Source organism: uncultured Psychrobacter sp. (assembly GCF_947488565.1).
In the GTDB taxonomy this organism is placed as follows: Bacteria; Pseudomonadota; Gammaproteobacteria; order Pseudomonadales; family Moraxellaceae; genus Psychrobacter; species Psychrobacter saeujeotis.
Window position 1 is genome coordinate 194,555 of the sequence record NZ_CANKZC010000004.1, and the last position, 15,460, is coordinate 210,014.

Annotated in this window: 13 protein-coding genes; 7 read left to right on the forward strand and 6 right to left on the reverse strand. The window is 42.3% G+C overall.

The window, feature by feature from the left end; genetic code table 11:
- Positions 1-18 precede the first annotated feature (18 nt).
- The 3 genes from Q0890_RS10095 (at position 19) to msrB (ending at position 4,114) form a co-directional block, all read left to right on the forward strand.
- A complete protein-coding gene (locus Q0890_RS10095) occupies positions 19-1,233 on the forward strand; it encodes a low temperature requirement protein A (RefSeq protein ID WP_299220310.1) in 1,215 nt (404 codons plus the stop codon).
- Between the two features lie 158 nt (positions 1,234-1,391).
- Positions 1,392-2,708 (forward strand): iron-containing alcohol dehydrogenase, encoded by a 1,317-nt coding sequence (locus Q0890_RS10100; RefSeq protein ID WP_299220316.1) that lies wholly within the window; start codon positions 1,392-1,394, stop codon positions 2,706-2,708.
- Between the two features lie 176 nt (positions 2,709-2,884).
- A complete protein-coding gene (gene msrB, locus Q0890_RS10105) occupies positions 2,885-4,114 on the forward strand; it encodes a peptide-methionine (R)-S-oxide reductase MsrB (RefSeq protein WP_299220318.1) in 1,230 nt (409 codons plus the stop codon).
- A gap of 109 nt (positions 4,115-4,223) precedes the next feature.
- Here the strand turns inward: msrB and folE are convergent, their stop codons facing one another.
- A complete protein-coding gene (gene folE, locus Q0890_RS10110; protein WP_299220321.1) occupies positions 4,224-4,820 on the reverse strand; it encodes a GTP cyclohydrolase I FolE in 597 nt (198 codons plus the stop codon).
- Between the two features lie 343 nt (positions 4,821-5,163).
- On the opposite strand from folE, the gene Q0890_RS10115 reads away from it, so the two are divergent.
- Entirely contained in the window at positions 5,164-5,973 is an 810-nt protein-coding gene (locus Q0890_RS10115; protein ID WP_299220323.1) for an enoyl-ACP reductase, read from the forward strand.
- A 110-nt stretch (positions 5,974-6,083) separates the two neighbouring features.
- Complete coding sequence (locus tag Q0890_RS10120; RefSeq protein ID WP_299220326.1) at positions 6,084-6,764, forward strand: YoaK family protein; 681 nt, start codon at positions 6,084-6,086, stop codon at positions 6,762-6,764.
- Between the two features lie 81 nt (positions 6,765-6,845).
- On the opposite strand, the gene Q0890_RS10125 is transcribed toward Q0890_RS10120, so the two are convergent.
- Entirely contained in the window at positions 6,846-7,010 is a 165-nt protein-coding gene (locus tag Q0890_RS10125; RefSeq protein ID WP_299220329.1) for a hypothetical protein, read from the reverse strand.
- A gap of 398 nt (positions 7,011-7,408) precedes the next feature.
- Here Q0890_RS10125 and Q0890_RS10130 point away from each other — a divergent pair, with 398 nt between their 5' ends.
- The gene (locus tag Q0890_RS10130; protein ID WP_299220332.1) at positions 7,409-8,830 is read left to right on the forward strand and encodes a DASS family sodium-coupled anion symporter; all 1,422 of its coding nucleotides are present in this window, start codon (positions 7,409-7,411) and stop codon (positions 8,828-8,830) included.
- Between the two features lie 106 nt (positions 8,831-8,936).
- Here Q0890_RS10130 and Q0890_RS10135 read toward each other — a convergent pair whose 3' ends face one another.
- Positions 8,937-10,109, reverse strand: coding sequence for a cupin domain-containing protein (locus Q0890_RS10135; RefSeq protein ID WP_299220335.1), 1,173 nt, complete (start codon positions 10,107-10,109; stop codon positions 8,937-8,939).
- 182 nt (positions 10,110-10,291) lie between these two features.
- On the opposite strand from Q0890_RS10135, the gene Q0890_RS10140 reads away from it, so the two are divergent.
- Complete coding sequence (locus Q0890_RS10140; RefSeq protein WP_299220338.1) at positions 10,292-10,483, forward strand: NF038104 family lipoprotein; 192 nt, start codon at positions 10,292-10,294, stop codon at positions 10,481-10,483.
- Positions 10,484-10,648: 165 nt separating this feature from the next.
- On the opposite strand, the gene purB is transcribed toward Q0890_RS10140, so the two are convergent.
- The 3 genes from purB to mnmA all read right to left on the reverse strand — a co-directional run bounded on the left by purB (position 10,649) and on the right by mnmA (position 15,372).
- Complete coding sequence (purB, locus tag Q0890_RS10145; RefSeq protein ID WP_299220340.1) at positions 10,649-12,040, reverse strand: adenylosuccinate lyase; 1,392 nt, start codon at positions 12,038-12,040, stop codon at positions 10,649-10,651.
- 163 nt (positions 12,041-12,203) lie between these two features.
- The gene (locus Q0890_RS10150) at positions 12,204-14,078 is read right to left on the reverse strand and encodes a hypothetical protein (protein WP_299220343.1); all 1,875 of its coding nucleotides are present in this window, start codon (positions 14,076-14,078) and stop codon (positions 12,204-12,206) included.
- Positions 14,079-14,145: 67 nt separating this feature from the next.
- Positions 14,146-15,372, reverse strand: coding sequence for a tRNA 2-thiouridine(34) synthase MnmA (gene mnmA, locus Q0890_RS10155; protein ID WP_299220346.1), 1,227 nt, complete (start codon positions 15,370-15,372; stop codon positions 14,146-14,148).
- Positions 15,373-15,460: the final 88 nt, after the last annotated feature.

The following is a 15,460-nucleotide window of genomic DNA, read 5'->3' on the forward strand; positions in this document are numbered from 1 at the left end:
ACAATTGGAACATCTTACATGATTGACAGGCTCAAAATAAAACCTATCCAAGCGCGAGATACTAATGAGCCAAATAGACCTTCAACCACGCTTGAGCTGCTGTTTGATTTAGTCTATGTCATTGCCGTTGCTGCCGCTGCAAATGGTTTTTATAATCGTTTGGGCGAGCATGACTTTTCAGGATTTTTAACCTTTATCGTGGCATTTTTTATCCTGTGGAATGCATGGACCAGCTTTACGTGGTTTGCCTCAGGATATGATCCTGATGATTGGTTTTATCGTATATCAGTCATGTTTCAAATGTTTGGCTCATTGATGATAGCCGCCAACATCCATCAGTTTTATGAGCAAGGGCTGACATGGATTGGGGTAATGGGTTATGCCATTATGCGGCTGGCGAGTTGTAGTCAGTGGTGGCGCGTCTATCGACAAGTACTAGGTCACAAAAAAGTTGCTGCACGCAGTATGGTGGGCTTGTTAACCCTCCAAGCACTTTGGATAACTTGGCTGTTTTTACCCACGTCTCTACAGACACCTGCTTTATTTCTGTTTATCGCAGCAGAATTACTTATGCCTGTATGGGCACGCTCAGAGCAGTTCAATAATTGGCATCCTGGACACATTGCCGAGCGTTATGGTCTATTGACTATTATCGTATTGGGCGAGGGTGTGGTAGGAGTTAGCAATACGATTCAATATTTTTTAGCCAACTCTTCTTCTGCTGCCAGCTCTATTATGTTCCTAGGTTCAAGCTTAGTGGCATTGGTTTTCTCTTTATGGTGGTTATATTTTATCGTCCCTTTTGATACGATTTTAAATAAAGAACGCCGTCGCCATGACTTGTTTTTATTTGGCTATGGTCATTTTTTTATCTTTGCCTCAATCGCAGGTCTAGGCAGTATGCTTAATTTGGTCACTGAGTCCGTAGCGGGTGACACAAGTGATGGCGCAAATCAAGTCATCTCGCAGACGTACGCGATGGGAATGTTAATGGGTATGTTGAGCGTATTTTTATTAACGCTCACTATCTTGCGAGAGTTAATGTGCCGTAAATCGAGCCATAATGTCATTGCAATGATCATTGCTTTAACCATTATTGGGCTAAGTTATACCGCTGTGGCGCAAGGTTTAAATATTACTTATGGTATTTGGCTGAGTATTTTAGCGCCTGTAATGATGATTTGGTATTTTGGTCAAGATAATAAGCATTGGTTGGCCAAAGGGAGCGATTAATAGCTAACTTGCTGTAATAGAGCGATCGTTTGTCTTGAAAGATGTGTCAGATAAGTAAGAACATATCAGTTCACAATAATAACTACATTTAAAGAAATACACTGTCACAATGAGTCTAGACAGTAGTTAATTATAATATGATTAAAAAGGATTTTTTCATGTCCACGAAAAAACAAAGCTTTATTGCTAAGTTGTTACATACCAATGGTTTACAGCATGCAGGCTATTTGACAGTTGCTAAGACTCGCGCTAAGGCATTAAAAGCCTTTTCTTATGTAGTATCTATCAGAAGACCAATGTTATTCGTTGGCGAGACCTCTTGTGAGGAGCTGTGCGACATGCTCATCAATGAAGGGAGTATTAACGTATTTATCGTTACTGATGCAGTGCTCAATCAGCTTAGTATCCCTGCCAAAGTCACTGACTACTTAGAAAGTAAGCACATCAGCTATCATGTTTACGATGGGATTACCCCAGATCCTACTTTTGAAGTCGTTGAAGAAGGATTGCAAAAGTCTATCGATACTAAATGCGATGCAATCATTGCTATCGGTGGAGGCTCAGTCATTGATGCGGCTAAAATGATTGCCATGTCACAAGGCAATAACTGCAAACCGCAGCAGCTTATCGGTCTTTTTAAAGCAAAAAAACCTTCTATGCCGCTGTACTGTGTGCCGACGACAGCTGGTACGGGTTCAGAAGCGACGTTGGGAGCAGTCGTATCCGATGATAAAACCCATCAAAAAGCCTTGTCTATCGACCCAAAGATGGTGCCATTAGCAGCAGCTATTGATCCAACTATTATGCAAGGTATGCCAGCACATATTACCGCCGATACCGGTATCGATGTGTTGACACATGCGCTAGAGTCTTGGATGAGTGCCAATGCGAGCGTCGAAACCGACTATTATGCCGCCTCTGCCGTTAAGTCTGTCATGCACAATCTACCGGTGGTGTATGAAGACGGTGACAATCTAAAAGCCCGTGAACAGATGGGCATAGCAGCGCATTATGGCGGTATCGCCTTTAATAAAGCAGGACTTGGCTATGTTCATGCCATCGCTCACCAGTTAGGGGCATATTATGGTATTCCTCATGGTCGTGCCAATGCCATCGTCCTACCTTATGTACTCGACGTCAATCGTAAGGCGTGCCAAAAAAGACTGACAGAGCTGGCCAAAAAAACTGGCATGGTGAAGGACGGGAAAACTGCCAATAGCGACGCTAAAATTGCAGAACATCTTATTGCAGAAGTACGACAATTGATTGCTACCTTAAACATCAATCCAATAGTTAAAGGCATGCAAAGTAGTGACTTTGAGAGTATTGCAAAAGCTGCAGCCAAAGAGGTCAGGGACACCTATGCAGTACCTATCTATCTATCAAAGTCTGAGATCAAAGACCTGTTGACAAAGATTAAGCAGGCAGGTGAGGATCGTACAAACAAGGATAAAAGTAATGATAAAGCTGCGTAGTTAATTCGTTCTGAGTAGGACAAGGCATTGCCAGTTTTGTATATGAGATATGTTTAATTGGTTGAAAAATCATTAGAAGTTCTCCATATACAACGATAAGAAAATCTTTTGGTACTGCCTATTTTGGGTGTTTTTAAAGGTTTTACTGTTTTATCACCTTACTACTAGGAATTCTTATGAATCGTAAATTAAAGGCCAGCGCTGCGATTATGGCTATTGCAGCAAGCAGTACTCTTTATGTTGGCTGTGCTTCTACCGAGAATCCTGCCACCGTAAAAAGTACGCCTGTTGATAACCCTTATGCACCTACTGATCCAAATTTGGCAGTGGCTACTGTAGCTGGCGGCTGTTTTTGGTGTGTGGAAGCAGGCTATGAAAAGATACCAGGTGTGGTCGAGGTAGTGTCTGGTTATGCAGGTGGTCAGTCCACTAATCCAACTTACAGTACAGTGTCAGCAGGCGGTACAGGCCATACCGAAGCGGCGCAAGTGTACTATGATCCAACGAAAATTACTTACAATGGTATTGTAAATGCCCTTTGGCGAATCGCTGATCCTACTGATAATAAAGGTCAATTCGTCGATCGCGGTACTCAGTATCGTCCAGCTATTTTTTATCAAAATGAGCAAGAAAAACAGATAGCCGAGTCGGCTAAGCAGTCGCTACAAGCTTCAGGTGTTTATGACAAACCTGTCGTGATTGAAATCGTTCCTGCCAGCGAATTTTATCCAGCAGAAGAGTATCATCAAGATTACTATAAAAAGAATCCGTTACGCTATAAGGCCTATACCTTTAACTCAGGTCGCTATCAGTTTATCGAGAGCGTATATGGCAAAGACTATGAACTGGACTTTAGTCAGTTTAAGCCCACTTCTACTGGTGCAGAATCAGGAGTAGTAGCTCAAGAGTCGACAGCGAACACTTTAGCAGAGACGACAAGCTTGGGTTTTAATCCGAATAATTTTGTTAAACCTGCACAAGATGAGCTAAAAAAATCGCTGAGTAGCATTCAATATAAAGTCACACAAAAAGACGATACAGAGCGCGCCTTTGATAATGCTTATTGGGACAATAAAGAGCCTGGATTGTATGTAGATGTAGTGTCTGGCGAGCCATTGTACTCTTCACGTGATAAATATAAATCTGGCACAGGCTGGCCAAGCTTCACTCGACCGCTTGATACAAGTCTTGTCGTAGAAAAAGCAGATCGAGGTATATTTGGCACTCGTACCGAAATTCGTAGTCGCTATGCTGACTCACATGTGGGTCACGTCTTCGATGATGGTCCAGCACCTACTGGCAAACGCTATTGCATGAACTCAGCGGCGTTGCGTTTTATTCCATTAGCGCAAATGGAAAAAGAGGGCTATAGCCAATGGATTGATGACGTCAAACCTATTAGCTAATGCCGTTTTATTAGAATCAGTTTTAAAGTGAACTAACAATACAGTAGAAATATTGAAACTGGCACAAAAAAAGGATACATGAGTATCCTTTTTTATTGTCTATAAAAGACTAGAATGCAGGTTGACGCTTAGGCACTGCCCCTAAGAACTCATTACGGGCTTGATTATCGTGTACATATTCACCAAGCATCGCTGTGCTACGGGTGGTGGAATGTTGCTTATTAACACCGCGCATCATCATACACATGTGTGATGCATCCATCACTACTGCCACACCGCGACAACCAGTTACATCCATAATGGTTTGTGCCACCTGCTCACTTAAGTTTTCTTGAATTTGCAAGCGACGTGCAAACATATCGACAATACGGGCAAATTTTGACAATCCTAATACGTGTCCATTGGGCAAATAACCAATATGAGCGATACCGTGAAAAGGCAACATATGATGCTCACATAGTGAATAAAATTCAATATTTTGTACCAATACTAGCTCACGGTTGGTCGATGGAAATACGGCATCATTGACGACTTCATCTAAGCTTTGATGATAGCCTTGGGTTAAATGAGCAAAAGCTTTTGCCGCACGTTCGGGAGTATCTTCAAGGCCAGGGCGAGACAAATCCTCGCCTGTTGAGCCAATCAACTGACGATAAGACTCGATACTTTCTTGATATTTTGAAGTTATTGTTGGGGTGTTACTCATAGGTTTGGCAGCCATCCAAAATGTAGGTGTAGCTTAACGCTAAATCCTTGGTCATAAACAACCGTTATAAAGGATTTTTATAAAAATGTGCAAGCTGGGAAGGGCTACGATTATACTTGAAATCGGTGCAACTTCATACCGCTATAGACGATGCTAAACCGCCTGATATATGAGAGTAAATATAAATCGATATTAGTTTACGACTGTTTACTTAATTTGAATCGTGTATAATAAGCTATCTTTTTATGCTGACATTTGCTACTTTTCTTATCGTAGCGTCATTGATCAGCTGAATCACTTTACCTCAACTTTCATTACTTTAATGTATTCACAAGGAAATATTATGCTACTGCAAGGACAACGTTTCGTCGTAACTGGGATTGCAAGCAAGTTATCTATCGCATGGGCTATTGCAGAAGCGTTACATCGTGAGGGCGCATCATTGATCCTCACTTATCCAAACGATAAGATTAAAAAACGTGTCGACATGGCAGCTGAGAAGTTTGAAGCTGATTTAGTGCTAGAGTGCGATGTGGCTTCAGATGATTCTATTGCAGCTTGTTTTGAACAAGTCAGTAATCATTGGGGTGATGGTATAAATGGCGTGGTCCATGCGATCGGTTTTGCACCAATGGATCAGCTAGATGGTGATTTTGTTAGCGCCACTACTCGTGAAGGCAGTCATATCGCTCATGATATCTCAAGCTATAGCTTTGTGGCATTGGCTAAAGCCGCTCGCGAATTACTGGCTATGCGTCATGGTTCTATGCTGACGTTGACTTACGAAGGTAGTATTTCAGTATTGCCAAATTACAATGTCATGGGCATGGCTAAGGCCAGTTTAGAGGCCAGTGTACGCTACCTTGCTACTTCTATGGGCGGTGAGGGTATTCGTGTTAACGCCATATCAGCAGGACCTATTCGTACTCTTGCAGCCAGTGGTATCAAATCTTTTCGTAAAATGCTTGATATTAGTGAAAAAATAGCACCACTACAGCGCAATATCAATCAGATGGAAGTCGGTAATGCGGCGTTATTTTTACTTTCACCGTGGGCATCTGGTATTACTGGTGAAATCATGTTTGTTGATGCAGGATTCAATACGGTCGCTATTAGTGAGCAATTGATGATGCTTGATGAAGAGCCAAAATAATGGTGTTTATGTATAGATTCTATCTTTTTTAATATATCAAAGGCAGCCAATTGGTTGTCTTTTTTGATTATACTGTTACCTTTTTTATGACAAGCCTTTAGGCGATAAAGATGATAACCAAACTACCAAAGTGGATACTGTGGGGCGGGGCAGTACTAGCGTTTAGCGCCGGTTGTGTCAATACTGCAGCACTTATGGGCTTTGCCAGATTATCTGTGTCACACGTCACAGGTAACGTGAGTTTGTTTGCAGCAGCAATCGCCTATCTAGACGTACGTAGTATCTTGTATATCGGGGCCCTATTATTGTCTTTTTTAGCAGGGGCGATAATGAGCGGTTTTGTCATTGGACAAACCTCTTTAAAATTAGGGAGACGTTATGGGCGTGCGCTGTATATTGAAGCCGCTTTACTATTGCTTAGTTACTGGCTTTATCAACAGCACGATTATTTAGGACAGTTGACTGCGGCGATGGCTTGCGGATTACAGAATGCGATGGTAGCGACTTATAGCGGCGCGGTCATTCGTACCACACATTTGACAGGCTTGACATCGGATATGGGGGCAGCGATTGGTAATTGGCTGGCAGGACGACCAATCAGTAAGCCCACGCTTGGCTTTCAGGCCATTATTTGGTATTGCTTTTGTGGCGGCAGCGTTGCAGGAGCATTCTTATACGCTAGCGTCGGCTATGGCGCACTTTTATTACCAGTAAGTATTGTCTTGATAGCTGCAATTGTTTATAACCGTGCTTCGGATCATTTGCCAGAAACGAGAGACCCGATACGATAAGGGCGTCTACCGAAACGATAAACGCCCTTATTTGTATTGATAAATCAAACAAGACCTGTATGTAAGCTATAGATACAGCTTTTACTTTTCCTTGTCTTCTTCATGATCTTCATGCTCATGCAAACCTTGCATCATATCAAGCACGCAATCATCAGTACGCTGTTGATCTTCTTTATCAAGACCATCTTGATTAATGTCTTTTGGTGCCATTTTAGTGGTTGCGTCGGCTTTTTCACGATTAGCCATGGGATACTCCTTTTTACTTTAATGTCTTATAGCACAGCTACAACATTCTATAAAAGTTACTCATATCACTTAATTAATATTATTCATATGAGCCATATCAATCTACATCGATTAGTATGGATAAACTTTGAGTGCTTGTATAGCATTGAACTGAACCAATTTGGTGACGATGTGTAACGTTAGATAAATGCGATTATAAAGAATGCTGATAACCGAAAAGTAATCCATATCTTTTACAAGTAAAGCTTTTTGTAATTATAACAAAAATATTGCCAGACCAAACTCTGTTATGATAGCAACGTATTTTTGGCGCTGCTACAAACTTATAGCAAGTTTATAAAATACGTTTTTATTCTTATGATTTTTAACAATGTCTCTGGGCGCAATAAGGATACTTTATGTCAGAGCAAAAACTAGATAGCCATCTTCCTGATGATGGCAATGAGTATTTATTTACCGATACCTTTCCAAAAGGTACGGGTAAAGGGCTGATAGTGGTCGCCGTTGCTGCAATTATTAGTGTGGTTATATACAACGTATTATCGTTTGATATAAATGCTAATAAAGGCCTCGCTATGCTGTTTTTTATCGGCGTATTATGGCTAACTGAAGCGGTACATGTAACGATTACTGCTCTTTTAGTAGTGGTGGTAGGCGCACTAATCGGTATACCTGAATTCGATGCAAAAATAGGGTTACAAAGCTTTGCAAGTCCGATTATCTATCTGTTTTTTGGTGGTTTTGCCTTGGCGGCAGCTCTACATGTCCAGCAGTTGGACAAAAAAATTGCCCTCAAGATACTATCAATGTCTGGTGGTAATCTTGGCACCGCGGTCTTTTTAATATTCGGCGTGACTGCATTTTTATCAATGTGGATATCGAACACAGCGACTGCTGCCATGATGTTGCCATTGGCCCTTGGTATTTTAACGCAGGTCGATCGTGAAAAAGATCGTGGTACCTTTGTGTTTGTATTATTAGGTATCGCTTATTCTGCCAGTTTGGGCGGCCTAGGTACTATCGTCGGTTCACCGCCTAATGCTATCGCTGCAAAAGCCTTGGACATTGCTTTTGTTGATTGGATGAAGTTTGGCGTGCCGATGATGTTGGTGCTATTACCCTTATTGTTAGGTGCCATGTACTTTGTGCTCAAACCTAATCTAAACCGTAAAGTTACGGTTGCGCAAGAAACGCCTATTGAGTGGAACAAACCACGTATATTGACTATCATTGTCTTTATCGTAACGGCACTTAGCTGGATATTTTCCAAAAAAATCGGTGCAGCACTCGATATTGCCGACACTGATGCTATTATTGCCTTGTCCGCAGCGGCAGCGGTGGTTAGCTTGGGCTTGGTATCTTGGAAACAAGTATCAGATAATACGGACTGGGGCGTACTCATGCTATTCGGTGGCGGTATTGCGTTATCGACAGTGTTAAAAGTCTCTGGTGCATCATTAGTGCTTGGTGAGACAGTCGCTAACGCTTTATCCTCGGCGCCTATTATTTTGGTGATGATTGCAATTTCAGCATTTATTATCTTTTTAACAGAGTTTGCATCTAATACAGCATCTGCCGCGCTATTGGTGCCAGTATTTGCCGCTATCGCTGAGCAGATGGGCTTGCCACATGAGGTGCTAGTGTTGGTCATCGGTATTGGTGCATCGTGCGCCTTTATGCTACCGGTAGCGACGCCGCCGAACGCGATTGTCTTCGGTACTGGTCTGATAAAACAGTCAGAGATGATTCGTACAGGTGTGGTATTGAATATTATTGCTACCTTTATAATCGGTCTTTGGGCGTACTTTTTTCTGATTTAACCATATGTTGGATAACAAGAAACCGATATCTGAAGGCTCAGGTATCGGTTTTTTTATATAATGCTGAAGTTGTATCAGTCAGTTGTTTGTACAATCTCATTAAAGGCTACTCAGCATAATCCAGCCACACCCAGCCATTCTCAAGCCATTCGCTTAACTCGTCTGGTTCGACATCTGCAACATCTTGATAACGCAGATGCTCGCCATTTGCCAATCGTATTAGTATGACCGCTGTTGTCTTATCGATACCATCAAGGCGTTGACCATTGGCATATAGCGTGATGTTCCCGTTATTCTGACTGTAGAGTAGGCGATTACTATAATCTGCCTGCAGTGTTGCCCCATCAGATAACGCTTGCATCAGCTCGTCAGTCTCCAATGTCTCCTCTGGAACCAGCGCATCATATTGACGTTTGCTCACCACTTCAGATACAGCTTGATAGATCATATCATCACCGCGCTCAGACTGCAGCATTTGTAATAGCTGTTTTTTAATCGCATCAATGCTATCTGCTTGCAATTCACCTGATGCTTGTAGCCCTTGCGGTAGCAACATTGGGACAAATAAATCGCTGTCGTTGGTCGCGATATCGGCCATGCTGTCGATGATTTGCATAAGGTTTGGACGACGACAGCCAAATGAAAACGTCAGGCAGTCGTCTTGTGCTACCCCAAAATGCGAGAGTTTTGGTGGTACATAGAGTACATCGCCCGCCTCTAATATCTCATCAAAGACAATCTCGCCCATATCATCAAAAAGTCGAATCGGCTCATCTACTACAAACTCAGTGTCTTTATCACAAAACTTACCAAGCTGCCAGCGGCGCGACCCAAACCCTTGTGCTAAAAACACATCATAATCGTCATAATGCTTGCCGACCGAGCCACCTGCAGGCGCGTAAGAGACCATAATATCGTCGCGTTGCCACTGCGGAATAAAGTCAAACGCTTGCCAAAGCTTTCCAAGCTCAGGAGACCACTGTTCCATATTCTGTACTAACACGGTCCACTGTTTTGGCAAATTAGTAAAATCAGCTTCAGACAGCGGACTCTTTTTGAGTTGCCACTGCGCTTCGCCTTCTTGCTTAGTCATAGCTTGAGTCAATAGGCGCGCTGAAGCATCTTCTTCCAAAGCAAGACCGAGCATATCTTCTGGCTCAAACATATCGATCAGTTGCGGTAAACCTTGCTTAATAAGCAACGGTTTTTTTTGCCAATACTCGTTCAAGAACTGCTCGGGAGTAATAGAGTCGGGTAAACAAAGAGGAATTGTGGTCATTGGTAAATCCATATTTAAAAATGGGTATAAGATTAATAGCAAGGAGTGCTTTATAGGACGGTTTTAATAGTTTATGATTATCGCCTATCTGATACAGAGTATGACAGTCGCTAGTATGACAGTACTAGTGACTACTAACAAAACATCCCATATCAGAACATCCCATTAATCGTAGGACATTTATGAAAAAATTACACTTTATCGTCATTATCGCAAGCGTATTCTTCCTTCAAGCTTGTGTACATAAGATAGTAACGGTACCTGCTAAAGTTGCCTATAAAACCACTAAAGGCGTGGTCAAAGGTACGGTTGCGGTCGGCAAAGCCATCATACCAGGCGACAGTGACGACGATGATAAAAAGGATAAAAAGTAAAACCTTACTTATCGACTATGGGGTTTGAATTAAAATCAATCATAGTTTTCAAAGTAAGGTTATCACTTATTAAGATAAAAACTTAGTAAGACAGTACTATTATCAAAATAGGAGCGTGTAAATCATTTTGCACGCTCCTATTTTTTAGTATCAGTTTAACTGCTACTAAAGCTTGGCAATCCAGTCTTTAATAGCGCGTGCTTGCTCAGCGGCATTACCAGTATAGGTCGCTGGCGTGAGCTCACGTAGACGTGCTTTATCAGCATCGCTAACGGCTGCCAACTCGTCACTGTCAACGAACGTTAGCATCGCTTCGCGAGTCATAGCATTGCCACGAGTTAAGGCTTTGAGCTTCTCATAAGGGTTCTCAACGCGGTAGCGACGCATGACCGTTTGAATCGGCTCTGCTAGTACTTCTTGTGCTTGGTCAAGGTCATCATTCAAGCGCTGCGCATTTAATTCAAGTTTGCCTACGCCTTTTAGACACGCATCAAACGCAATCATGCTTTGCGCCAGACCAACACCGATATTACGTAGTACGGTCGAGTCTGATAGATCGCGCTGCATACGTGAAATCGGCAGTTTTTCGCCCAAATGTGCGAGCATGGCATTGGCCACGCCCAAGTTGCCTTCTGAGTTTTCAAAATCAATTGGATTAACTTTATGCGGCATGGTAGATGAGCCGACTTCACCGTCTTTTAGACGCTGCTTAAAATAGCCTAAGCTAATATATTGCCAAATATCACGGTTAAAATCGATCAATACCGTATTAAAACGCTTTACAGCATCAAATAATTCAGCAATATAGTCGTGTGGTTCGATTTGCGTCGTATAAGGGTTGAAGGTTAGCTCAAGGCGCTCATTAATAAATTGCTCTGCATGCATAGCCCAGTCCACATCAGGATAGGCTGATAAATGCGCGTTATAGTTACCGACCGCGCCATTTATTTTGCCTAACAGCTCAACCTGACCAATTTGCTTGATTTGGCGGGCGAGGCGATAAGCGACGTTTGCCATCTCTTTGCCTAGCGTTGTTGGGCTGGCAGTTTGACCATGAGTACGTGAGAGCATTGGTTGATCGGCGTGCGCAATGGCTAACTCGGCGATGCTGTCAGTCACTTGCTGCATTTTTGCAACCACAAGCTCACGGCTGTCTTTTAGCATGAGTGCATACGATAAGTTGTTAATGTCTTCACTGGTACAAGCGAAGTGGATAAACTCTAAGCTGTCTTCTAGCTGCTGATTGCCGCGAAATTTGTCTTTGATAAAGTACTCAACCGCTTTGACGTCGTGATTGGTTGTCGCTTCGATATCTTTGATAGCCTGAGCGTCTGCTTCGCTAAAGTCATCAACGATTGCATTCAAAAAAGCATTGGTCTGGTCATCAAATGTTGCTAATTCACCAATCGCGCTGTTGTCTGCTAATGACTGCAACCAGCGAATCTCAACGGTGACGCGTGCTTTGATCAAGCCAAATTCAGATAAATAAGGACGCAGACTGTCGGCTTTGGATGCGTAACGACCGTCGATTGGGGAGAGTGCGGTAAGTGGAGTCATAGTGATGCCTCGATAGTTATGAGATAAAAAATTGCAAAGGTGTAGCTACTAAAAATTGCTATATAAACATGGGGTAAAAATAGTTGCGCGTAATATAGCAGAAATGTGAATGTAAAAAACCCGTCTATTCATATAACTTTATATTTAAGGTGTATTTTTATATTTAGGGTGTATTGACAGTATCTGATTGCGTTGTCCCATACTGAGTATTAAAGTAAAAACTACGATGAGTTCTGGCACCTAAACTCAAAGGTACTGTTTTTACTGTTCCGTTTTCTCCGATTGGCACACTATCGCTTGCATAATCGCTTGCCTGATAACTAGGATTAACGAGTTTCGACGTTACTGCGGCGTTGTTGTCGCCTTTTTTTTGCAGAATGTCGCGCATGACGAAGTTGTTAATATCGATATTGGCACGGTTGGTCGCAGTAATCTTATAAGCAATGCAATTCCCAGGCTTAATATCTGCGCCTGCGCCAGTCTCTGAGCTAGAAAGGGGATCTTTGCTATAAGTGAGACTGGTAATATCAGTCACTTTGCAGTCATTAGCAGACTGTTCTTTTTCTAGCACTAAAGCTACGTTTTGATCAATAACTCTACCAAAGTTATTGTTTTGATACTCATATTTCGCATTTTCTAACGTCACAATCTTTTTATTAGTCGTCGTACGAATAGGATAAATAGTGTCGCTTCTTTCTTCTAATAGACAAACACTAGTTCGACTACCAAGGTCAGTTATAGGGACTTTAAGCTGGTATGTACCAATACCGCTACCAGAGGCTTCTACCGATTGTGTGGCATATGTGATGGTTGGATTATCACAGTTATTGACTATTTTAACTGTGCTACCAGCAATACCAGATTCAGAAGCGCTGTTAAATAGACCATTGAAATAATCAGGTTTATTGCTGTAGGCACCGCTTGTTATGTTTGCGTTACTAGCATCTGCCTCTGCAGCAGTAATACCACCATTGTCACCAAATACAATACCAGAAAAGACATAGTAATAAGGCTCGCTCTCTACCCCAAAGCTAACCCACTCATTATAAGTTTCACCAACCACATCGGCCTCGATAGCACTATTGCCTTTCATAATACCTTCGTACGTTAAAGTTACCGATTCTGCATTCCTAACTGCGACTACATAATTGCTTTTTGCGTTTTCAATTCCATAGCTGACGTAGCTACCATTATTAGGGATAACGGTGCTGGTATTGAGAGAAGCGTATGTGTTTTGGTTATTAGGGTTGGTAGAGGTTTCTTTTAGAATATTGGTAAAGGTGGGCGTAGGGGGCAAGGTACCTCTTTTTTGACCAGATGCAAAAGTTACTTGTCCATTAGCATTGGTAGTAGGCGTAAATGAGCTACTATTACCAGTGCCATTTAAAGCTGTGAGACTATAATAATACAAACCACTATCTCCACCATTTGAGCTATCAACACGCAATTGTGGTCGACTTATCGTATTATTGGAGCTAAAGTTATTTCCTGCCAGTTTTTTGCCCATAAAGTAATCACCCATGGCACCAAAAAAGTAGCCAACATCGGGATTTTCTCTAACCGTCGCTTGTACAGGCAGATTGATTTGAGGGTTTTTAGTAAAACTTAGTGTTTGGCGGGCAATCTCAGAGTTACCACCTGTGGTATAGCTGGTTTGACCAATTTTTATAGTATGTAAAGAGGTGATGTCATCAGGCGTAATAGTTATCGTATAGGTAAATTTATCTCTGTCGCTACCAGCGTTGGACTCATTTTTAATTTCAACACCGTTGTCTCCAACTGTAACACTAGAGCCGTTATAACCGTTTGACGGTCCTGCGGTAACCTTAAACTTACCAGTAGCATTTGCCGCTGTTCGGTAAGTACCTGAAGCAATACTACCTGCGATCGTATTTGTGTCGCGAGTAAATGTGCCAAAACCTGTAGGGTTAGCTTGGGCCATTAAAGGTGTAGTAATAACGACAAAAGCAATGACATGTTTTTTCCAGGTTGAATAAGGTGTTACAATGTTAAAAACAGGTATAAAACGGCCAGTCATGAAATATCCTACAAACACATCTAAAAAATATTAATTGATAACGAGCACTGATAAATAATGAGTAGTCTTAAAATCCACAAGGTGAATCAATAGAGGCAATCACCCCGCCGCCCAAACAAACCTCATCGATATAAAACACTGCTGACTGACCAGGCGTCACAGCGCGCTGTGGTTCATCAAATATGGCTCGTACTTCACTGCCATCCGAGTTTGTGGCAAATACATGACAAGCCTGATCTGGTTGACGATAGCGCGATTTTGCCATACAGCGCAAACCTTCAGCGCTAAATATATCGGCAGGCGGTAGACCATCAATCCAGTCAAGCTTGTAAGCATGTAGCTCATTACTCATAAGCATCGGATGCGCATGGCCTTGACCGACGATAAGGCGGTTTTTGTCCAAGTCTTTTGCTAGTACAAACCATGGTTCTTCTGGACGATCTTTAACACCGCCGATACCAATACCGCCGCGCTGACCTAACGTGTAATACATCAACCCATCATGAGTGCCAATGATGTGTCCGTCGTCAGTTACGATATCGCCTTTTTGCGCAGGCAGGTACTGCTGTAAAAAGTCCTTAAAACGGCGCTCACCAATAAAGCAAATGCCAGTTGAGTCTTTCTTTTTGGCGGTGACAAGATCATGTTCTTCAGCGATCTGACGTACGACTGGTTTTTCAAGCTCACCCACTGGAAACAGGGTCTTGGCAATTTTGTCGCCGCCGACGGCATGTAAGAAGTAGCTTTGGTCTTTATTGTTGTCAAGGCCGCGCAGTAGCTGTGCAACGAGTGTACCATCGGCATTGGTATAATTGACACTACGGCGTGTATAGTGGCCGGTGGCAATATAGTCAGCGCCAAGGGTTAGGGCATAATCTAAGAATGCCTTAAATTTAATCTCTTTATTACATAAAATGTCAGGATTAGGCGTGCGGCCAGCTTTGTATTCCGCTAAAAAATGCTCAAATACGCGATCCCAGTATTCCATGGCAAAGTTGGCTGTATGCAATTTAATACCGATTTTGTCACATACTGCTTGCGCGTCGGCTAAGTCGTCCATAGCCGTACAGTATTCGGTGCCATCATCCTCTTCCCAGTTTTTCATAAATAGCCCTTCCACCTTAAAGCCTGCTTGCTGGAGTAGGACGGCTGATACAGAAGAATCGACACCACCTGACATGCCAACGATCACATGCTTGGTGCTTGGATTGTCGATATCAGCGAGCGTCAGAGGGCGCTGGACGTTAAAAGAATCAGAATCTGATAGGGTTGATGTATTTGACATAACAGACATAGAACGGCTCAACTATTTATACTTTATTCAACGTCTAAGATGACGCAACGTCATCTTATCTTTTGGATTCAGTTTATCTTTAAAGTAG